A 19,683-nucleotide genomic window follows, 5' to 3' on the forward strand; every position below is an offset into this window, starting at 1 on the left:
CGAGCGTATCGAGAAGCGTCCAGCGCTGCGCGATCGTTTCTCCACTACGCTCGAAACGAACGGATGCTTGATTATCCCGGCAGTGCGATCATCGAAATCTGCCGCCCATAATCGCTTTCTTGTGCGTGGCAGGACCGGCGATAGCTGTAGAATCGGTCTGGCTGGCTATAGGTATCCTCGTCCAGCATCGCGATCCGCCCGATCCCGGCATTGGCCAGCCGCGCCGCGACATAGGCCGCGATATCGAACTGGCAATGACCCGGTCGTCCACCCGGCGTGAAGAATCGTTCGTTAGCCTCGTCCGCCTCGGCAAAATGTGCGGCGAAATCGTCCCCCACCTCATAGGATAGCCGCCCGATGCACGGCCCGATGGCGCAGGCGATTCGGGCAGGATCGGCGCCCAGCGCGACCATCGCCGCGATCGTCCGGTCGGTCACGCCGCCGATCGCGCCCTTCCATCCGGCATGCGCCGCGCCGACGACGCCGGCCTGTGCATCTGCAAACAACACCGGCACGCAATCGGCGGTCAATATGCCCAGCACCAGACCCGGCCGGTCGGTCACCATCGCGTCGGTGGACGGCCGATCGCCCTCCGCGATCCCGCCCGTCACTGTCGCCACATCGGGCGAATGGACCTGATGCACCGTCACCAAAGTCGCACCGGGCAGCAACGCGTCGCGCGCCAGATCGCGGTTGCGCAATACCGCTTCCCGCTCGTCCGCCGACCCCAACCCGACATTCAGCCCCGCATGGATGCCCGTGGACACGCCGCCGCGCCGCCCGGCAAAGCCATGGGGCACGCTTTCCAGTCCCTTGGCGCGCAGCAATTCGATCATCGGCTAGGCTCCTGTCAGTCCCATGTCAGTCCGTTCCACTACTGCACGGGAATGTCGCGCGAACGCAACATACTTGCGCGTGGCGGATTAGGCGATAGTCTCGCGTCATAGCCAATGGAGCGGGTGCAAAGCCGCCCGGCAAAACAATGAAGACAAAAGGGCATCATTCATGATTTTCGGGCGCGTAAAGCCTCTCGACGCCATTTTGGCGACGGCCGAGAAGAAATCGCTGCATCGGTCGCTGGGCGCATTCCAGCTGACGATGCTGGGCATCGGCGCCGTCATCGGCACCGGCATCTTCGTGCTGACGGCGGAGGCCGCGCAGAAGGCCGGCCCCGGCATGATGCTCTCCTTCGTCATCGCCGGTTTCGTCTGCGCCGTAGCGGCGCTCTGTTACGCCGAAATGGCGGCGATGGTGCCCGTTTCCGGTTCCGCCTATACCTATAGCTATGCCGTCATGGGCGAACTGATCGCCTGGATGGTCGGCTGGGCGCTGATCCTCGAATATGCGGTTGCCGCCGGCGCCGTGTCGGTCGGCTGGTCCGGCTATGTGGTCGGCCTGATCGAACATACATTCCACCTCGACATTCCCGATCTGCTGACGCGCGGGCCGTTCGATGGTGGCATGGTGAACCTGCCCGCGATGCTGATCGCGTCGCTCGTCACCTGGTTGCTGGTCATCGGTACGAAGGAAAGCGCGACCGTCAACGCCGTGCTGGTCGCGATCAAGGTCGCCGCGCTGACCCTGTTCATCGTGCTGGCCCTGCCGGTCATCAACATGGACAAGTTCACCCCCTTCGCGCCGCTCGGCTTTTCGGGCATCTCGGCCGCTGCCGCCTCCATCTTCTTCGCCTATGTCGGCTTCGACGCCGTCTCCACCGCCGCTGAAGAAACCAAAAATCCGCAGCGTAACATGCCGATCGGCCTGATCGGTTCGCTCGGCATCTGCACCATCTTCTACATGCTCGTCGCCGCCGGCGTCATCGGCACCGTCGGTGCGCAGCCGGTCGCTGGCCCGGCCGGCGAAGTGCTGGCCCCCGGCTCCGCCGCCCTGTCGCAGCAATGCGCCGCGCTTGCCGCTGCCGGCACCGAAGCCGTCACCTGCTCGAAGGAAGCGCTGGCCTGGACCCTGCGTGAAATCGGCTGGCCCCAGATCGGCAACCTGCTCGGCCTCGCCGCCGGCCTTGCGCTGCCTTCGGTCATCTTGATGATGATGTTCGGCCAGACCCGCATCTTCTTCGTCATGAGCCGCGACGGTCTGCTGCCGGCCGTCTTCTCAAAGGTCCACCCGACCTATAAGACGCCGCATGTCATCACCATCCTGACTGGCATCTTCGTCGCGTTGTTCGCCGCCTTCTTCCCGGTCGGCATCCTGGCGGACATCTCCAACTCCGGCACGCTCTTCGCCTTTGCCGCCGTGTCGATCGCGGTGATGCGCCTGCGCAAGACGGATGCGAACCGCGCCCGCCCCTTCCGCACCCCCGCCATCTACATCACTGCACCCTTCGCCATCGCTGGCTGCGTCTATCTTTTCTACAGTCTGGGCATCGAAACCAAGCTGATGTTTGTCGGCTGGGCGACCTTGGGTCTGCTGGTCTATTTCGGCTACAGCCGCAGTCGCAGCCATGTCGGTCGCGGTGTGGTGGACGTTGCCGAAGGCGACAGCGACATCCCGCCGCAGCCGGTGCCGCCGCTGCCGGGCGCGCCGACACCGGGCGGCAAGGACGCCTGATCCGGACACAGAAAAGGGGCGGGAAACCGCCCCTTTTTCTTTGCTTGAATAGGCGTGGGATCACCTTCTCACCCGTTCGGGCTGAGCCTGTCGAAGCCTCTCTCCAGCGCTCCCGATCAGTGGAAGTCCACCTCGGCCTCCCGCATCGCGCCATGATGCGGCCGGGTGAACAGCTTGCCCCGCTCCGCCCAGATCACGATCAGGAAAGATCCGATGCCAAAGGTCAGCAGGCCGATGGTGAAGGGCAGGGTGGTGCCGTCGAAGGCGCGACCCACGACGCTGCCCAGCGCGCTCGACAAGGCGGTCGTCAGAAACGCCTGGAAGGAAGAGGCGACCCCCGCGCCCTTGTGGAAAGGCTCCATCGAAATGGCGCTGAAATTGGACGCGGTGAAGGCCACGGTCATCATCGTCATCGCCTGTAGCACCATGAAGGTCGCCAGCGTCTCCGCGCCGGCCAGAATCACCGCCAGATGCACGGCCGCGATCAGGATGAAGGCGATCAGCGCGCTCTGGCTCATGCGCCGCGCGCCAAAGCGCGACACCAGCCGGCTGTTGATCAGGCTGCCGACCCCCATGCAACCCGCGATCGCGGCAAAGCCCAGCGGAAAGATCGCCTGCGCGTCGAACACATCGTAGAAAATCTGCTGGATCGACAGGATGAAGCCGATCAGCCCGCCCATCACCACGCCGCTGGCCAGCATATAGCCGATCGAACTGCGTGTCCGCATGACCATGCCTATCGTCTGCAACAGCGCGCCCGGCGTGATCCGCATGCGGTTTTCCGGCTTCAGCGTTTCGGGCAGGCGCACGACCATCCAGATCAGGATCAGGCTGGCCAATATGACCAGCGCCCAGAAGATCCAGCGCCACGGGGCGACCAGCAGGACCGCCGATCCGAAACTGGGCGCCATCACCGGAATCAGCATGAAGACCGCGAAGATCAGCGACATGACCCGCGCCATCGCGTCGCCATGGAACCGGTCGCGCACGATGCCCACGGTGATGACCCGGCTCGCCCCGGCAAAGAAACCGGCGCAACCCCGCCCCACCAGCATCATGAAAAAGCTTTGCGCACTGGCGCAGGCGATGGACGAGACGATGAACAGCGCCATCGCGCTGCCCAGCACCAGCTTGCGGCCGAACCGGTCGGACAGCACGCCGAACAGCAGCGACCCGAAACCCAGTCCCAGAAAATAGACGCTGATGATCAGCTGTCGATCATTGGGATGCGGGATCGCCAAGTCGCGGCCGATGTCGGGCAGGGCCGGCAACATCGGGTCGATCGACATCGCGTTCATCGCCATCAGACATGCGCATAGCAGCACGAATTCGCGGAAATGAATGTCCTTGGCGGCTGACGCTGGCGAAACAGGGGGGGTGGGACTCATGCGGGGGCTATGCGGGCAACCGGCCGCCGATTCCAGTCCCAATACGCCACCTGCCATCAGAAGTGCGTGGGATCGTGAGGGTTCGGCCTTATGCGAAGCGTTCCCCCGCCTGCGCCGGGGAACGAAAAGCCATAGGTTCACATCGATGTCGGTCGATATTCGCGGAAAGTCTAACGATCAGACCATTATGGCAAAAATTCCGTTAACCATTTTTTATCGCTTCCCGGTCAAACCTGCTCCTCGTGGAAAAGGGGTCGCAATCCATTGAGCTAGTTTGAAAGACGGGGGAAACATCATGGCTAACAGTATCAAGAGCGCAGAATTTCTTATGCAGGCCCGCCAGTCGCGGGCGACCTATGGTTCGGCGGACGAGTGTTTCGATCTGGGGGTGGCTTATAGCTGCGGCACCGGCGACCTGCCGATCGACCTGATCGAAGCGCATAAATGGTTCAACCTCGCCGCGCTGCGTGGCAGCGAGCAGGGCCAATCGATGCGCGCCGAAATCGCCGAGGAAATGACCGCGCGCCAGATCGCCGAAGCCCAGCGCCAGGCCCGCGCCCTCATCGCGGCCGGCCAGTTGCGCGCCGCCTGATCAGCTGCCTTTCCTGAACGGCGTCCGTTCGGCCAGCCACAGCCGGTCGCGCTGTACGCCTTCCCGTTCGGCCACCAGAAAATCGGCGACCGCCCGGCGAAAACCCGCATTGGGCAGGAAATGCGCCGAAAAGGTCGGCTCTGGCGCATAGCCGCGCGCCAGCTTGTGACCGCCCTGCGCGCCTGCCTCGACCTTGCTGAGGCCGCGCGCGATCGCCGCGTCGATCGCCTGATAATAGCAAAGTTCGAAATGCAGGTTGGGCACATCCTGCGAACAACCCCAATAGCGGCCATAGAGCGTGTCACCGCCGATCAGGTTGAGCGCGCCTGCGATCGGTTGCCCATCCCGCAGCGCCAGGATCAGCAAAATCTTGTCCGCCATCGTCTCCCCCAAAATGGAGAAGAAAGCGCGGGTCAGATAGGGCTGTCCCCATTTGCGCGCCCCGGTATCCTGATAGAAATCCCAGAAAATATCCCAATGCGCCTCGGTCAGGTCGCCGCCGGTCAGATGGACGATCTCCAGCCCCTCGACCGCGCGAGCGCGTTCCTTGCGGATATTCTTGCGCTTCTCGCTCGACAGGTCGGTCAGGAAATCGGCGAAGCTGCCATAGCCCCGGTTGGTCCAATGATATTGGCTGTCCTCCCGGATCAGCCAGCCCGCCGCCTCGAACAGCGGCACCTCCTCCGGCGCGATGAAGGTCGCATGGGCCGACGACAATTCGTTGCGCTCCACCAGCATTTGGATCCCGGCGATCAATGCGGGCGCTTGTGTCCTGTCGCGCAACAGCAGCCGGGGGCCGGGCACGGGGGAGAAAGGCGCGGCGATCTGGATCTTGGGATAATATTGCCCGCCGGCCCGTTCCCACGCCTCGGCCCAGCCATGATCGAACACATATTCGCCTTGGCTATGGCTCTTGCCATAGGCCGGCGAGGCGGCGGCGATCTGCCCGTCCGGCCCGTCGATCACGATCGGCAAGGGCTGCCAGCCGCTGCCTTCGCCGACGCTGCCGGATCGCTCCAGCGCGACCAAAAAATCCCAACTTATGAATGGGTTATTCTGTCCGGCGCAGGCGTCCCACTGCGACCGGTCGAAATCCGCCACCCCCGACGCGATGCGCGCCACCACGTCAGTCACGGGGCCGCTCGAAGATGATCTGGTCGGCATGGGCGGCCGCGATCGCCTGCTCCGCCGCGCTGCGCACGGTCCATGTCAGCACGGGCGTCCCCTTGGTTTGGGCATGGCGGGACAGGCGGGATGGCAGGTCGCGAATATCACAGGCCAGAAAGTCGGGCTTCGACAGCCAAAGTGCAAGAGCGCGTTCGATTGCCCCGCGCAAACGCCCCTTGCCCTGTTGCGTCAGGACAAGCCCATGCACCTGTCCAACTCGCTGTCGCAAAAACCAGCGCACCGCCCATGGATTGAAGGACATGACAGCCACCGGCGCACCGGGCCAGGCCGCCAGATCGCGCGCCACGGCCGCGCAGACGGCCTCGACCCGCCGCCCATCCGCCTTGATCTCGACCAGCAATGGGGTGCGTCCCCCGCATCGCGCCAGCAGTGCCGACAGGCGCGGGATCGTACCGCCATCGGGGAGGGTGATCTGGTCCAATATGGCGGCGTCCAGCGCCGCGACCGCCGCGTCGCGACCGGTCATCCGCGTCAACGCGGTGTCATGAAAGACGAAGGCGACGCCATCCCGGCTCGCCCGGACATCGCATTCGATGCCATATCCTTTGGCGATGGCGGCGTCGAACGCCGCCATCCCATTTTCACTCAGCCTTTGCCCGTCCGTCTGGCCATGCAGTCCGCGATGGGCGAAGGGCCGGGCGGTCAGCCAATCAGGCGTCCGCTTTGACAAGCACCACCGCGTCGATTTCCACCACAGCGCCCAGCGGCAGCACCGGCACACCGACCGCGCTGCGCGCATGCTTGCCCGCTTCGCCGAACACCTCGATCATCAGTTCGGACGCGCCATTGGCGACCTTGGGCTGGTCGGTGAAGGACGGCGCGCTGCTGATGAAGGCGCCCAGTTTCACGATCCGCTCGACCCGGTCCAGCGACCCCAGCGCCGCCTTGATCTGGGCGATCAGGTTGAGGCCGCACACCCGCGCGGCGGCGACGCCATAGTCCAGGTCGCGGTCTTCACCCAGGCGGCCGGTCATCAGGCCGTCGGGCGCCAGCGCGATCTGGCCGCTGATATGCAGCAGGCCATTGGCCTCGACTGCCGCGACATAGGCGGCGACGGGCGCGGCGGCCTGCGGCAGGGTGATGCCCAGTTCTGTCAGGCGGGCTTCGATGCTCATGAAAGGACTCCTTGATTGTTATGCATGTCGATCGGGGCCGGCCCTTGCGCCAGCTTGTCGGTGATCCAGTTTTCGGCGGCCGCCCAATTGTCGATCCGGGCATGCGCATAGGCCGCATCCTCGACATATTCTGCCATTTCCGGCTCGCCCACCAGATGCAGCCGCCATACGCCCGGCGCATGGATCGCCACCGAATGATGATGTTCGGCCAGATCGTCGACGAACAGGGCGACGCTGGGCTGCCGATCCGCGACGATCTTAGCCAGCGCCCGGCCCTTGCCGCCCTGGTTCCAATGGACCGGCAGGTGCAGGCCGTGGGTCGCCAGTTGATCGGCGCGCGGCTGCTGGTGCCGCTCGGTAATATTGGTCAGCACCACGATGTCGGCAATGGCGGACAGTCGATGCAACGCCTCGATCGCGCCGGCGATCGGCGTCTGCCGGTGCATTTCCGTCTCGAAAAAGCCCAGCAGCAACGCCCACACCAGCTCTCGCTCCACCACCACGCCGCTATCCTTGTGGCGCAGCGCTTCCGCAAAGCCGCGTTCTTGCATGTCGAAATGCACATCATGCGTCTCGTCCAGCCACTGGCGGAACGGCACCACCATATGCAGCAGCACCTCGTCGCAATCGGTAATGATGAGGGGGCGGGTCATCGGCTCAATCTCTCCTGCGCCGCGATCAGGGCGGCGGGCGTCGTGTCGATCGCTTCGGCGCAGGCGATCAGGTCCGGCTCATGGTCCGCCAGGAACGCCAGCACCGCGCTCAATATGGTGGGGTCGCCGATCCCGGCGCGCAACGCATCGACGTCCAGCCCCGTCAGCGACAGCAGCCGGTCCGCACGCCCTCCGTCGCTCAGCGTCCATCCCAGCGCCATCAGCGCCAAGGTCGCAGGGTCGGGATTGCTATCCTGCTTGCCATTCTCTGTGTCGGGTCGCATGATCAGCTTTCGGGGCGGAGCGGCTGGTTAGGCGTTCCAAAATCATTTTCGGACCGCGGGTGACTGGTGGCAAAGCGCGTGCTCGTTGTCGAGGACAACGAACTCAATCTCAAACTTTTTTGCGACCTGCTGCGCGCGCACGGGCATGAAGTGTTGCCGCTGCGCGACGGGCGCGACGTGCTGGCGCAAGCGCAGGGCTTCCTGCCTGATCTTGTCATCACCGACATCCATCTGCCCCATGTCAGCGGCCTTGATCTTATCGTCTCGCTGAAGGCGGATGATCTGCTGTCCGCCGTGCCGATCATGGCCGTCACCGCCTATGCGGGGCATGGAGATGAGGAACGCATCCGGGCCGCCGGCGCACAGGCCTATGTGTCCAAACCCATTTCCGTGCTGCGCTTCGTGGAGCAGGTGAACGCGCTTCTGTAACGGCGACGGTCGCATTGTCACCGTCCTGTCACGCCCGTTTCATCATGTCGCCTTCATTCGGAAGGGATGGCGTCATGTCCCTCTGTCAACTGCCTCCGCCAAGGCGCGGCGCCCTGCCGACAGCCTGATCACAGGGGTAGAACCACAATGTCTCATCTGACCGACGAGGCGCGCGCGCCCTATCGCGACGCGCAGCCCGAAATCAGTTTTGGCGAAAACAGCCTGGAAGCGATCGTCGCCGCCAATCCCGGCCGCCGCAGCGTGCTGAAGAACGGCCTTCTGGGCCTGTCGATCCTGCCGATGCTGGGCACGCTGGCCGCCTGCGACGATGATGACGATAGCAGCAGCCCCACGCCGACCCCGACGCCCACGCCGACCCCAGCGCCCACGCCCAGCTACGGCGTCAACTTCGCCTCCGTCGCGATCAACAGCAACGACACGGTCACCGTGCCGGCGGGCTACACCGTCGATGTCGTGCTGAAGGCCGGCGATCTGGTCGAACCGGGCACCGCTTTCGTCAACGGCACCTTCCCCACCAGCGTCAGCCAGACGGCGGCCTGGGCCGGCGGCAACCATGACGGCATGGAATATTTCGAACTGTCGGGCACGGATGCCAATAGCGGCGGCCTGCTCGCCATCAACTTCGAACTGCCCGACTATAATATCCTCTTCTCCAACGGCACCTACAACGCGGCCACCGCGACCGCCGAACAGAAGCAGATCGCCCTGTCGGCCGTCGGCATCGCCGTGGTCGAAGTGGCCAAGGGCACGGATGGCAAATTTGCGGTGAAGGCCGGCTCGCGCTTCAACAAGCGGTATAGCGGCAACACCAATTATCGTGTGGGCGGCCCCGCCGCAGGCGCGCTGCCGTCGACCATTCGCGGCATGCTGAACAATTGTTCCAGCGGACGGACCCCCTGGGGCACCTATCTGACCTGCGAAGAGACGACGAACAATTATCTCGATCCGACGCAGCCCAACAACAGCTATGGCTGGGTCGTTGAAATCGACCCCTATCAGGAACTGGCACCCGCAACCAAGCGCACCGCCATGGGCCGTTTCAGCCACGAAAACGTCGCCTATATGACCGACGCCAACAACCGCGTCGCCTTCTACATGGGTGACGACTCCACGCCGGGCTGCATCTATAAATTCATCCCCGACCGCGCCTTCAACCTCAACAACCGCGCGGCCAACACCGACCTGCTCGATTATGGCACGCTCTATGTCGCGCGCTTCAATGCCGACGGCACGGGCGAATGGCGTGCGATGGTTCAGGGTCAGAACGGCCTGGTCGCAGGTGCTGCCGATCCGGGCAATGTCAGCCAGTCGACGACCCCGCCCACCCCGACGCCGGTCAATTTCAACACCCAGTCCGACGTGCTGATCAATGCCCAGTCGGCCGCGCGCGTCGCGGGCGGTACGGTCATGGACCGTCCGGAATGGATCACGGTCGCGCCCAACAAGCAGTCGATCTTCGTGACGCTGACCAACAATGGCAGCCGCCGCGTGACCGATGCCGCCAACCCGCGCGTCACCAATCTGCACGGTCATATCCTCAAATTCCGCGAAACGGGCGATTCGCCGCTGGCGACCCGCTTCACTTGGGAAATCTTCCTTCAGGCGGGCAACCCGTCGCTGACCGAAGCCAATCTCAAGGGCAATATCAGCGGGGATTATTTCTCCAGCCCCGATGGCATCCGCATCGACCCGCAGGGCCGCCTCTGGGTGCAGACCGACCATAATCTGACCGGCAACGCCGGTACGCTGAACGGCGCCGCATCCAACATGACCCAGGCGTTCGGCAACAATTCGATGTACTATATCGATCAGGCCACCAAACAGTCGAAGCGCTTCCTGGTCGGCCCGGCCGGCTGCGAGATCACCGGCATCGCCTATACGCCGGACCTCAAGAGCTTCTTCATCAACATCCAGCATCCGACCGGCAACTGGCCGGTGTCGGGCCAGCAGCCGCGCTCCTCGACCATCGTGGTGCGTCGCACGGACGGCCAGCCGGTCGGCAACTAAGCACCATCAAATCCCCTCCCGCCTGCGGGAGGGGAATAGGGGGAGGGCCTGTTACAGGCTCTCCCTTTTTTGTGCGCTCCTGAACCACGCTCACAGCAACAGGAAAAGGCCCGCTCCCCAAAGGGACGGGCCTTTTCCTGTTCGTCAGAAGCGACGGATCAAGCGCGCGGGCACGAAGCCCGCAAGCGGCTTACTTGATCTTGGCTTCCTTGAATTCGACATGCTTGCGCACGACCGGATCATACTTGTTGAAAGTGAACTTCTCGGTCTTGGTGCGCGGATTCTTCTTGGTGACGTAGAAGAAACCAGTGTCAGCCGTGCTGACGAGACGGATCTTGACGGTTGCCGGCTTGGCCATGGCCCTATTCCCTGGTCTTGAAATGCGTAAAAAGAAAAGCGGCCCACAGCGGACCGCCCCGTTTCAGCGGTGGCCCTTGGGGCAGATTCGGCTCCATGTCAAGGCTGAGGCGGTAAATGGCACCGCCCGATCCACGCTTTACATGGCTTTAACCAATCGGGCGCATGATCTTTCATGGGGCGATAGACGGGGGACTTTCCCATGCGACATGATCCGAAACTGGCCATTTTGAACGACCTGATGCGTCGGGTCGATGGTCTTGCGAGCCAGCGCGGCCATGTTTCCGCGCCGCGTATGCAGGATGAACTGGCGCAGATCCGCCATATCGCCCGCGCCTTTCGCCTCGACACGATCGAGGGGCTGGCCGGCACGCTCGAATCGGCGCTGTCGCTCCATGGCCTTGGCCCGATCGTTCTGTCCTATCTGGACCTGATGCGTGAAGCGATCAGCCACGACATGCCGCAGGCCATGATCGTGCCGATGATCCCGCGCACCGCTACGGTCGCCACATTGCCGCTGCACGCCTGATTCGCACGATCTGATGGACGCATTGCTCATTGCCCTGCTGGGATGCCTGCTCGGCGAAATGGGCGGTAAGAGCCAGTTGCTCGTCCTCGCGCTCGCCACGCGCTATAATCGCAACGGTGCGATCATCGTCGGCATCGTCCTGGCAGCCATCGCCAATGCCGCCCTTTCCGCGCTCGCCGGTGCGTGGATCGGTCCGATGCTGGGGCCGGACGCCCGCCTGCTGTTCATGGCGCTTTCCATTCTCTTTCTGGGCGCAGGCCTGTTCTGGCCGGCTCGCCAGCCCGATGTGCTGAGTGGTTGGCGGCTTGGCGCGTTCTTCACCACCGCCATCGGCCTCTTCATCCTGAGCTTTGGCGAAGGTCCGCAATTTCTGATACTTGGCATAGCGACCCGTACCGCCGACCCGTGGCTGGCCGGCATCGGCGGCGCGATCGGCGTCATCGCGGCATTGGTGCCCGTCGTGCTGGGCCGCGACCACCTGCTGGCTGCCCTGCCGCTGCGGGCTGTTCGCTGGGGCGGCGGCGTGGTGATGCTGATCACCGGCGCGCTTATGGGTCTGTCGGCAGTCGGCCTGCTCTGATCGCCAGTCCCTGATCGAACGCTTGGATCAGGCTGATCGGGATTTTGCACCGCAAAAAATGGCACCAACTTGCCCCGCGATCATTATATGTCCGAAATCATTTCCACGAACAGGAGGACATTGCATGACCGCGCCCGATCTGAAGACCCCGACCGACCTGAAGAGCAATGCCACCAAGTCCGTGGCCGATGCGCTGAACGGCGCGCTGGCGGATGCCTATGCGCTGTATCTCAAGACCAAGAATTTCCACTGGCACGTCTCCGGTCCCCATTTCCGCGACTATCATCTGATGTTCGATGAACAGGCGACCGAAATCCTGGGTGTGACCGACCTGATCGCGGAGCGCGTGCGCAAGACCGGCAATGTCACCCTGCGCTCCATCGGCGACATCGCCCGTCATCAGACCGTCAAGGATAATGACGCCGAATTCGTCGCGCCCGCCGACATGCTGAAGGAATTGCGCGACGACAATCTCGCGATGGTCGAAACTTTCCGCGCGGTGAAGGCCGCCGCGACCGAAGCGGGCGATAACGCCACCGAAGGCATTGTCGACGATTGGACCGATCAGGCCGAACAGCGCGCCTGGTTCCTGTTTGAAGCAGCCCGCGGCGCCTGATTCGCCTTTTGACCAAATAAAAAGCCCACCGGCGCAAACCGGCGGGCTTTTTCATGTCGGTTAGGGCGCGCTCAGTCCTCGTCCACCACCGCGATCGCCACGATTTCGATCGCCTCGACCTTCCCGGCAAAATCGACCTTCTCGCCGACCTCGGCATCCATCATCGCCCGGGCTAGCGGGGACGAAAAGCTGATCCGCCCCGCATGCGGATCGGCCTCGTCGTCGCCGACCAGCACGACCGTCTTCTCCTGCCGGTTCAGTCGATAAGTAACGCGCGTGCCAAAGGCGACCGCTTGCGGCTCCGCCACCGGTCGCAATTCCGCCGTCGCCAGCCGGGTGCGCCAATAGCGCAGCACCCGCTTATGCTTCTTGCCGGCTTCTTCCTCCATGTCGGCGGTATCGACGGCCTCCAGCGCCTCGACCTTCTCCCGCGTCAGCCGCAACCCGCGCGCCGTCACCCAATTGGGGCCGGGCGGAATCGGCAGCTCGAACTTGGGCTCCATATGCTCATCATCGCTCTCGCGACGAAAGGCGACACTCACGTCATCACTCTCCTGCAAATCGTCGGTTCTGCCGCGAACGGCGTCCGCAGCATGGCCCAACCCGTCCCTATGTCGGGATCAATCCTCGTCGAACAAGCCCGCCAGCTGCTCGACCATCGTGCCGCCCAGTTGCTCGGCGTCCATGATCGTCACCGCGCGGCGATAATAGCGCGTCACGTCATGCCCGATGCCGATCGCCACCAGCTGCACCGGCGATTTGTTCTCGATCCAGTCGATCACCTGCCGCAAATGCCGCTCCAGATAGGTGCCACTATTCACCGACAAGGTCGAATCGTCCACCGGCGCACCGTCGGAGATTACCATTAAGATGCGCCGCTCTTCGGGCCGCGCGATCAGCCGGCTATGCGCCCACAACAGCGCCTCGCCGTCGATATTTTCCTTCAACAGCCCTTCGCGCATCATCAGGCCCAGATTCTTGCGCGCGCGCCGCCATGGATCGTCCGCCTTCTTGTAGACGATATGGCGCAGGTCGTTCAGCCGCCCCGGCATCGGCGGACGCCCGGCGGCCAGCCATTCCTCGCGGCTCTGCCCGCCCTTCCAGGCGCGCGTGGTAAAGCCCAAAATCTCGGTCTTGACCCCGCACCGCTCCAGCGTGCGCGCCATGATGTCGGCGCTGATCGCCGCGATGCTGATCGGCCGTCCGCGCATGGAGCCTGAATTGTCGATCAGCAGCGTGACGACCGTATCGCGAAACTCGGTGTCGCGTTCGATCTTGTAGGACAGCGAATGGGTGGGATCGATCACGATCCGCGCCAGCCGCGCCGCGTCCAGCATGCCTTCTTCCTGGTCGAAGTCCCACGAGCGCGACTGCTGCGCCATCAAACGCCGCTGCAACCGGTTGGCCAGCTTCGTGACCGCCCCCTGCAAGCTGACCAGCTGCTGGTCGAGGAAGCCGCGCAGCCGCGCCAGCTCATCCTCGTCGCACAGCTCTTCCGGGCTGACGACTTCGTCGAACTTCACCGTATAGGGCTTGTAATCGAAGCCGGGCGGCAGGTCGGACATCGGCCGGTTCGGGCGGACCGGCATCATGCCTTCCTCGCCCATATCGTCCGCGCCTTCGTCGCTGTCGGCGTCGAAATCCTCGCTATAGTCGGTTTCGCCCTCTTCGGTGTCGCCGCCCTGATCCTCGGCGCGCGCCTCGGCGTTCATGTCGCTGTCGCCGGATTCCTCCTGGCCGCTCTCGCCCTCTTCCTGTTGATCTTCCTGATCCTCACCCTCATCCTGCGATTCGGGTTCTTCGGTATCGGGCGGCACATCGGCGTCGATCAGTTGCAGATGCTCCAACATCGCGGTCGTCAACTTCTGGAACGCGCGCTGGTCGTCGATCGCCATGGTCAGGGCGTCCAGGTCACGCCCCGCCTTGTCCTCGATCCACTGGTCGACCATGGCGACGCCCGCTGCCACATCCTTGGGAATGGCTTGCCCGGTCAGCCGCTCGCGCACCTTGAGCGCCAGCGCCGTGGACAACGGCACCTCATCGGCGGACCGTGCCCGGCGGATAGCATCGGATTTCAGCCGCAGGTCCAGCGCGTGGTTCAGGTTGGCGCGCACGCCTTCCATCGACCGGGCGCCGATCGCCTCGACCCGCGCCTGCTCGACCGCGTCGAACACTGCGCGCGCCACGGCCTCGCCCGGCGCCGAATGGGCGTGGATCCTGGGGTTGTGATGGCGCAGCTTCAGCGCGGACGCATCGGCAAAGCCACGCGCCAGCGCCACCTGATCGGCGGGCAGGGCACGGCCGGGCGTCGGCACCTTGATCGCCTTGCCCACGGCATGGGGGGTATCGGCGGTAAAGCCGACCTCGACCTCCGCGTCGCGTGTGATCGCGCGCGCCACGCCGGACAACACATCCTTGAAGGCGTCGATGGGTGACCGTTCGCTCATGGAATCAGCAATGCCTCACGCAGCGCCGCCTGCTCGGAGGCACCCACGCCAAGCACATCACGCAAATAGCCGTCGACACCGCCATGCAGCGTATCGAAATGGTTGAACAAAGCCTCCAGATAGGCGACGTCGGCAACCAGCAGCGGCTCCAGCACATCCGCCCGCGCCTGCTTCAACCGGCTCAAATGACTTTCGCCCTGCGCCAGCCGCCATGTCCAGTCGGCATGGCTGTTGGTCAGCAGATAATCCTCGACGATGACATCGCGCGACACGCCCAGCGCCGCCAGCACCATCGCCGCGCCCGCGCCGGTCCGGTCCTTGCCCGCCGAACAGTTGATCAGGATCGGCAAATGGCCCGCCAGCATCTGCCGGAACATCGCGGCATAGGCCTCGGCATGGTCTGTCGCGATCTCATGATAGACGGCCAGCATCGCGGCCTTCATATCCGCAGCCGTCGTCCGCTCCTCGCGCACCATGTCCACCAGCACGCCGGTCGCGCCGCTATAGTCGCGGCAATAATAATCGACGGTCGCATCATGCCAGCTGGTCGGTTCCGACTTGCGCTCGCCCGGACGCCGGAAATCGCAGATCGCCCGGATACCCAGCGACCGCAGCTGCGCGCTGTCCTCTGGCGTCAGCAACGCCATCGTGCCCGACCGGTACAGCATGCCACGTCGGATCATGCGCCCGTCCGCCGTCGGATAGCCGCCGAAATCCCGTAAGTTGAATGCGCTCGCCAGCGGCAGCCCGCTGCGCTCCATCACCGTCTCGCTCATGGCCGTTCCGGCTCCCCGACGCGGGGCACGGCGATCGTCTCGATCTGCGTCTCGACCTCGCTCATCAGCTTGTGGACCGGGCATTTCGCCGCGACCGCGATCAGCTTGTCATGCTGCTCGTCGCTCATGTCGCCGGTCAGGGCGATGCGCGTGGTCAGCTTGTAGACGCCCTTGCGCTCCTGGCTCGCATCGCGAACCACGCCGACATGGATGGCCTCCACCGGAATGGCGTTGCGCTGCGCATACCAGAGCATGGTCATGGCCTTGCACGCGCCCAGCGCCGTATCATAGAGGTCGTGCGGGTCCGGTCCGGCATCATGCCCGTCCGGCGCCGACATGTCCGCGACGATCTCATGCCCCCGGATGCTGATCCGGTGCGCGGTCCCGCCTGTCGGGTCGATCCGTTCGACGACGATCATCTTCTGTCTCCCTGCCGTGGGGCAGGGCGAACGGTCAGTTCGCCCGGCTCGCCACGCTTTCCGGCAGATCCTTGCCGAACACGCGCTGATAATATTCGGCGACCAATGCGCGTTCCGCCTCATCGCATTTGTTGAGGAAGGACAGGCGGAAGGCGAAGCCGACATTCTTGAAGATCAGCGCATTTTGCGCCCAGCTGATCACGGTGCGGGGCGACATGACGGTCGAAATATCGCCGTTGATGAAGCCCTGCCGGGTCAGTTCGGCGACCTTGATCATATTCTCGACTTCCTTGCGGCCGCCTTCATGATCATATTCGCCCGACTTCGCCAGAACCACCTGCGCCTCGGTCGCGGCGGGCAGGTAATTGAGCGCCACGACCAGATTCCATCGGTCCATCTGGCCCTGGTTGATCTGCTGCGTGCCATGATACAGGCCGGTCGTGTCGCCTAGACCCACCGTATTGGCGGTCGCGAACAGGCGGAAATGCGGGTTCGGCCGGATCACGCGATTCTGGTCGAGCAGCGTCATCTTGCCGTCCGTCTCCAGCACGCGCTGAATCACGAACATCACGTCCGGGCGGCCGGCATCATATTCGTCGAACACCAGGGCGACCGGGCGCTGCAACGCCCAGGGAAGCAGGCCTTCCTTGAACTGCGTCACCTGCTGCCCGTCCTGCAACACGATGGCGTCGCGCCCGACCAGGTCGATACGGCTGATATGCGCGTCCAGGTTGATGCGGATGCACGGCCATTTCAGGCGCGCGGCGATCTGTTCGATATGGCTGGACTTGCCGGTGCCATGATAGCCCTGCACCATGACGCGGCGATTATAGGCAAAGCCCGCCAGGATCGCCAAAGTGGTGTCCGGGTCGAACACATAGGCGGGGTCGAGGTCGGGGACGCGCTCGTCGGCCTCCGAAAAGGCCGGGATCTTCATATCGACATCGATGCCGAAAATCTCCCGCGCATCCACTTCGCGGTCGGGCGCTTCCAGCAGCGTTTCGGCGCGGGTGTCAGGCTGGACGTTGGAAATATCGGTCATCGGGTCCGTCATCTTTCTGCGAGTCACTCGCGCCCTAACCCAAATTCAAAGCGCGTGTCGATAGAGTGGCGCTTCGCAACGCGGCGATCAAGCTGCCCATTCCGCCAAATTGGCTTCCTCGCCGATCAGCGCCAATCCATGGGCGATGGAGGTCAGCTCGCCCCCAGTCGCCAGCCTGTCCTGCCCGAAACGCGCCCGGAAAATATCACGGATCGCCGGAATCAGCGACGATCCACCGGTCAGGAACACCCGGTCGATAGTATCAGGCGCCACATTCGCCTTGGCCAGCGCCTTGTCCACCGTCGCCTCGATCTGCGCGATATCGGGCGCGATCCAGCCTTCGAAATCGGCGCGCGACACCGCCTGCTCGATCGCCAGCCCACCGCCGGAAAAGCGGAAAGTCGCATTGTCCTGTTCCGACAGCGCCCGTTTCAGCGCGCCGACCGCATCATAGAGTGGATAGCCCAGTTCCTTTTCGATCACCGTGATCATCCGGCCGATCGCCGCCGGCTCCTTCGCCGTCTTCTGCAATCGGGCCAATTCCTCCATCGTGCGGCGATTGCGCATCAGCGCCAGCCGCGACCAGTCGGCAAAGTCGGCGAAATAGCTGCGCGGTATCTCCAATTCCTTGCCGAAACTCTGATAGCCGCCGCCCTTGCCCAGCATCGGCAGCACCAGATTGTCGAGGATGCGATAATCGAACCGGTCGCCGGCCAGGCCGATGCCCGCCGACCCCAGCGGCGTCGCCCGCCGCGCCGCACCCGGCGCTTCGATCCGCACCAGCGAAAAGTCGCTCGTACCGCCGCCGAAATCCGCGACCAGGATGGTGGCGGCATGGTCGATCCGGCTGGCATAGCTGAACGCCGCGCCCAGCGGCTCATAGACATAATGGACTTCGGTCCCGAATCCCTCGAACATCGCGTCATAGCGTTTGCGGGCCAGCGCCTCGTCCGGCCGTGACCCTGCATATTCGACCGGGCGGCCCACGACGATGCGCTCCGGGCGCTTGTCCAGCATACCGCCGGCATGGCCGATCATCCGCCCCAGGAACATCTGCCCCAATTCCTCGAAGCGGAATCGTTTCTCGAACACATTGGCGCTTTCGAAGATCGCGCTGGCCGCCACCGACTTGAACGATTGCAGGAAGCGACTGTCCTCGGGATATTCCATATATTCCGCGATCGCCCACGGCCCGGCCTCATGCGCCATGCCGCCCTTCACCGCCTCGTCATGCCAGAAGCAGAGAGCGGACCGGAACACCGCGCCGGTCGCCTGTTCGCCGGCAAATTCCACCAGCTGCGACTCCCCGCCCGCCGCCAGCGCGGCCACGCTGTTGGTCGTGCCGAAATCGAGGCCCAGCGCGCGCGGCACCTGCTGCATGAAAAATCTCCGGAGCATTGAGCATTTTCAAAGCGCTGGACTCACCTGCTGACTTGGAAATGCGTAAAACAAAAACAGATGTAGATATCCGATATGACCGAATGCCTACCCTGCGAAAGGCCGGGCGCTATGACAGTCCTGCCGGACGGGGGCAAGGGGGCTGCGCTGTCCTACATCCGGCCCTTATGATAGAAAGGCAACCGGCTCCTTCTCCGCGTCCGCTCCGGCTTCATCCACGCAGCAAAATTTCCTATTCCCGCACGATAATGTCGAAATATGCGGGAAAAGTGCGAAGTTAAGCGAAAACCGATGCCTTCTTCAAATGCCCATAGGCTTCGATCACGCTCTGTAACGCGCCTTCATGGCTACGGTCCCCGCCATTATGGTCGGGGTGATAGCGGCGCAGCAATTCGGTATAGCGCGTGCGCAACGCCTTGCGATCGGCGTCGATGGACAGGCCCATGACCGACATCGCCTTGCGATCCTCGGCCGACAGGAACCGGCCATCCTGGCGCATCTGGTTGGCTTCGCGCGCCTTGGCCACCCGCTCCTTGAACTTGGCGCCGATCGCATCGAGCGGATCGGAAAAATCCGACCATTTGGGCGGCGGGCTGTGCGCGTTGGAGGAAAAGGCCCGCGTCTCCCGCTCCCACCCGGCATAGGGGCGCTGCGCGTCGGCAATCTCTTCGGGCGACATGCCGGTGAAGAAATTATAGCCCTGGTTGAAGGCCTTCACATGGTCCAGGCAGAACCAGCGCCAGCGCGGGCCTTCGTCGCCCGGCCGTGCGCTGCCCTCCGCAGGTGGGGCGCGGAACTCGCCCGGCTCCGGGCATCCGGGCGCGGCGCAGGGGCGGTCGCCTTCCACCCGGCCATGGAAACGGTTGAAACGGCGTGTCGAGAAAGGGTCGCTGCTCAAGATTGTCCTGATGATCTGGCTGGCAAAGCGGCCTATATAGGAAATATGACCACAGACCTCAAAGGCCCCGTTGCCACCGAAATCGACGCGCGGCTGCGCGCCGCCCTGTCGCCTGTCCATCTCGCCGTGATCGACGACAGCGAAAAGCATCGCGGCCATGCCGGCCATGACGGATCGGGTGAAAGCCATTTCACCGTCGACATCGTGTCGGATCGCTTCACCGGCCAGACTCGCGTCGCGCGCCAGCGCCTCGTCAACGCCGCCCTTTCCGACCTGCTCGCGGAAAAGGTCCACGCCCTCGCCATCAAGGCCCGCGCACCGCACGAGGCATGAGACTTTAGGCATGGGCCGGGCGTTCATCCTGCTTCGTCAAGCA

General features: G+C 63.8%; 23 protein-coding genes. 8 read left to right on the forward strand and 15 right to left on the reverse strand.

Annotated features, from left to right (window positions below; all coding sequences use genetic code 11):
- Nucleotides 1–71: 71 nt before the first annotated feature.
- A complete protein-coding gene (gene pgeF, locus F4U95_RS12130; RefSeq protein ID WP_150425852.1) occupies nucleotides 72–836 on the reverse strand; it encodes a peptidoglycan editing factor PgeF in 765 nt (254 codons plus the stop codon).
- A gap of 169 nt (nucleotides 837–1,005) precedes the next feature.
- Between pgeF and F4U95_RS12135 the strand changes: the two genes are divergently transcribed.
- On the forward strand, nucleotides 1,006–2,568 hold the full coding sequence (locus F4U95_RS12135) for an amino acid permease (RefSeq protein ID WP_150425853.1): 1,563 nt from the start codon (nucleotides 1,006–1,008) through the stop codon (nucleotides 2,566–2,568).
- Nucleotides 2,569–2,684: 116 nt separating this feature from the next.
- Here F4U95_RS12135 and F4U95_RS12140 read toward each other — a convergent pair whose 3' ends face one another.
- Nucleotides 2,685–3,956: a multidrug effflux MFS transporter gene (locus F4U95_RS12140; RefSeq protein WP_150425854.1), complete on the reverse strand. Its 1,272-nt coding sequence runs from the start codon at nucleotides 3,954–3,956 to the stop codon at nucleotides 2,685–2,687.
- 295 nt (nucleotides 3,957–4,251) lie between these two features.
- Between F4U95_RS12140 and F4U95_RS12145 the strand changes: the two genes are divergently transcribed.
- Nucleotides 4,252–4,548 (forward strand): hypothetical protein, encoded by a 297-nt coding sequence (locus F4U95_RS12145; RefSeq protein WP_120251102.1) that lies wholly within the window; start codon nucleotides 4,252–4,254, stop codon nucleotides 4,546–4,548.
- Here F4U95_RS12145 and F4U95_RS12150 read toward each other — a convergent pair whose 3' ends face one another.
- From F4U95_RS12150 to F4U95_RS12170, 5 genes are read right to left on the reverse strand one after another with little or no spacing between them, the layout of a single operon-like run.
- The gene (locus tag F4U95_RS12150; RefSeq protein WP_150425855.1) at nucleotides 4,549–5,682 is read right to left on the reverse strand and encodes a GNAT family N-acetyltransferase; all 1,134 of its coding nucleotides are present in this window, start codon (nucleotides 5,680–5,682) and stop codon (nucleotides 4,549–4,551) included.
- Nucleotides 5,675–6,406 carry a glycerophosphodiester phosphodiesterase family protein gene (locus F4U95_RS12155; protein ID WP_150425856.1) on the reverse strand — a complete coding sequence of 244 codons (732 nt, stop codon included), beginning with the start codon at nucleotides 6,404–6,406 and terminating at the stop codon, nucleotides 5,675–5,677. Before F4U95_RS12155 ends, F4U95_RS12150 begins: the two co-directional genes overlap by 8 nt.
- The gene (locus F4U95_RS12160) at nucleotides 6,387–6,851 is read right to left on the reverse strand and encodes a RidA family protein (RefSeq protein ID WP_150425857.1); all 465 of its coding nucleotides are present in this window, start codon (nucleotides 6,849–6,851) and stop codon (nucleotides 6,387–6,389) included. Before F4U95_RS12160 ends, F4U95_RS12155 begins: the two co-directional genes overlap by 20 nt.
- Nucleotides 6,848–7,504 carry an HAD family hydrolase gene (locus F4U95_RS12165; RefSeq protein WP_120251099.1) on the reverse strand — a complete coding sequence of 219 codons (657 nt, stop codon included), beginning with the start codon at nucleotides 7,502–7,504 and terminating at the stop codon, nucleotides 6,848–6,850. Before F4U95_RS12165 ends, F4U95_RS12160 begins: the two co-directional genes overlap by 4 nt.
- The gene (locus tag F4U95_RS12170; RefSeq protein WP_150425858.1) at nucleotides 7,501–7,788 is read right to left on the reverse strand and encodes a DUF3572 domain-containing protein; all 288 of its coding nucleotides are present in this window, start codon (nucleotides 7,786–7,788) and stop codon (nucleotides 7,501–7,503) included. Before F4U95_RS12170 ends, F4U95_RS12165 begins: the two co-directional genes overlap by 4 nt.
- A gap of 66 nt (nucleotides 7,789–7,854) precedes the next feature.
- Between F4U95_RS12170 and F4U95_RS12175 the strand changes: the two genes are divergently transcribed.
- Together F4U95_RS12175 and F4U95_RS12180 are read left to right on the forward strand one after the other, a co-directional pair.
- Nucleotides 7,855–8,217 (forward strand): response regulator, encoded by a 363-nt coding sequence (locus F4U95_RS12175; protein ID WP_172598788.1) that lies wholly within the window; start codon nucleotides 7,855–7,857, stop codon nucleotides 8,215–8,217.
- A 147-nt stretch (nucleotides 8,218–8,364) separates the two neighbouring features.
- A complete protein-coding gene (locus F4U95_RS12180; RefSeq protein ID WP_150425859.1) occupies nucleotides 8,365–10,245 on the forward strand; it encodes a PhoX family protein in 1,881 nt (626 codons plus the stop codon).
- Between the two features lie 190 nt (nucleotides 10,246–10,435).
- Here F4U95_RS12180 and rpmG read toward each other — a convergent pair whose 3' ends face one another.
- Nucleotides 10,436–10,603 (reverse strand): 50S ribosomal protein L33, encoded by a 168-nt coding sequence (gene rpmG / locus F4U95_RS12185; protein ID WP_120251096.1) that lies wholly within the window; start codon nucleotides 10,601–10,603, stop codon nucleotides 10,436–10,438.
- A 201-nt stretch (nucleotides 10,604–10,804) separates the two neighbouring features.
- Here rpmG and F4U95_RS12190 point away from each other — a divergent pair, with 201 nt between their 5' ends.
- The 3 genes from F4U95_RS12190 to F4U95_RS12200 all read left to right on the forward strand — a co-directional run bounded on the left by F4U95_RS12190 (nucleotide 10,805) and on the right by F4U95_RS12200 (nucleotide 12,327).
- Nucleotides 10,805–11,131, forward strand: a complete 327-nt coding sequence (locus F4U95_RS12190) for a hypothetical protein (RefSeq protein ID WP_150425860.1) — start codon at nucleotides 10,805–10,807, stop codon at nucleotides 11,129–11,131.
- Between the two features lie 13 nt (nucleotides 11,132–11,144).
- On the forward strand, nucleotides 11,145–11,711 hold the full coding sequence (locus F4U95_RS12195) for a TMEM165/GDT1 family protein (RefSeq protein ID WP_150425861.1): 567 nt from the start codon (nucleotides 11,145–11,147) through the stop codon (nucleotides 11,709–11,711).
- A 124-nt stretch (nucleotides 11,712–11,835) separates the two neighbouring features.
- The gene (locus F4U95_RS12200) at nucleotides 11,836–12,327 is read left to right on the forward strand and encodes a Dps family protein (RefSeq protein ID WP_150425862.1); all 492 of its coding nucleotides are present in this window, start codon (nucleotides 11,836–11,838) and stop codon (nucleotides 12,325–12,327) included.
- Between the two features lie 71 nt (nucleotides 12,328–12,398).
- Here the strand turns inward: F4U95_RS12200 and F4U95_RS12205 are convergent, their stop codons facing one another.
- From F4U95_RS12205 to F4U95_RS12235, 7 genes are all read right to left on the reverse strand, one after another.
- On the reverse strand, nucleotides 12,399–12,869 hold the full coding sequence (locus F4U95_RS12205; RefSeq protein WP_150425863.1) for a GreA/GreB family elongation factor: 471 nt from the start codon (nucleotides 12,867–12,869) through the stop codon (nucleotides 12,399–12,401).
- A 78-nt stretch (nucleotides 12,870–12,947) separates the two neighbouring features.
- Complete coding sequence (gene cobT, locus F4U95_RS12210) at nucleotides 12,948–14,774, reverse strand: cobaltochelatase subunit CobT (protein ID WP_150425864.1); 1,827 nt, start codon at nucleotides 14,772–14,774, stop codon at nucleotides 12,948–12,950.
- Nucleotides 14,771–15,550: a tyrosine-protein phosphatase gene (locus F4U95_RS12215; protein WP_150425865.1), complete on the reverse strand. Its 780-nt coding sequence runs from the start codon at nucleotides 15,548–15,550 to the stop codon at nucleotides 14,771–14,773. Before F4U95_RS12215 ends, cobT begins: the two co-directional genes overlap by 4 nt.
- Nucleotides 15,547–15,969, reverse strand: a complete 423-nt coding sequence (locus tag F4U95_RS12220) for an OsmC family protein (protein ID WP_150425866.1) — start codon at nucleotides 15,967–15,969, stop codon at nucleotides 15,547–15,549. The genes F4U95_RS12215 and F4U95_RS12220 overlap by 4 nt, the downstream gene beginning before the upstream one ends.
- A gap of 34 nt (nucleotides 15,970–16,003) precedes the next feature.
- Complete coding sequence (cobS, locus tag F4U95_RS12225; protein WP_120252206.1) at nucleotides 16,004–17,011, reverse strand: cobaltochelatase subunit CobS; 1,008 nt, start codon at nucleotides 17,009–17,011, stop codon at nucleotides 16,004–16,006.
- 87 nt (nucleotides 17,012–17,098) lie between these two features.
- Nucleotides 17,099–18,391 carry an Hsp70 family protein gene (locus F4U95_RS12230; RefSeq protein WP_150425867.1) on the reverse strand — a complete coding sequence of 431 codons (1,293 nt, stop codon included), beginning with the start codon at nucleotides 18,389–18,391 and terminating at the stop codon, nucleotides 17,099–17,101.
- Between the two features lie 295 nt (nucleotides 18,392–18,686).
- Nucleotides 18,687–19,307: a J domain-containing protein gene (locus tag F4U95_RS12235; protein ID WP_120251089.1), complete on the reverse strand. Its 621-nt coding sequence runs from the start codon at nucleotides 19,305–19,307 to the stop codon at nucleotides 18,687–18,689.
- 45 nt (nucleotides 19,308–19,352) lie between these two features.
- On the opposite strand from F4U95_RS12235, the gene F4U95_RS12240 reads away from it, so the two are divergent.
- A complete protein-coding gene (locus F4U95_RS12240; RefSeq protein WP_150425868.1) occupies nucleotides 19,353–19,640 on the forward strand; it encodes a BolA family protein in 288 nt (95 codons plus the stop codon).
- Nucleotides 19,641–19,683 lie beyond the last annotated feature (43 nt).

The sequence above is a fragment of the Sphingobium limneticum genome, from assembly GCF_008710165.1.
Lineage (GTDB): Bacteria > Pseudomonadota > Alphaproteobacteria > Sphingomonadales > Sphingomonadaceae > Sphingobium > Sphingobium limneticum.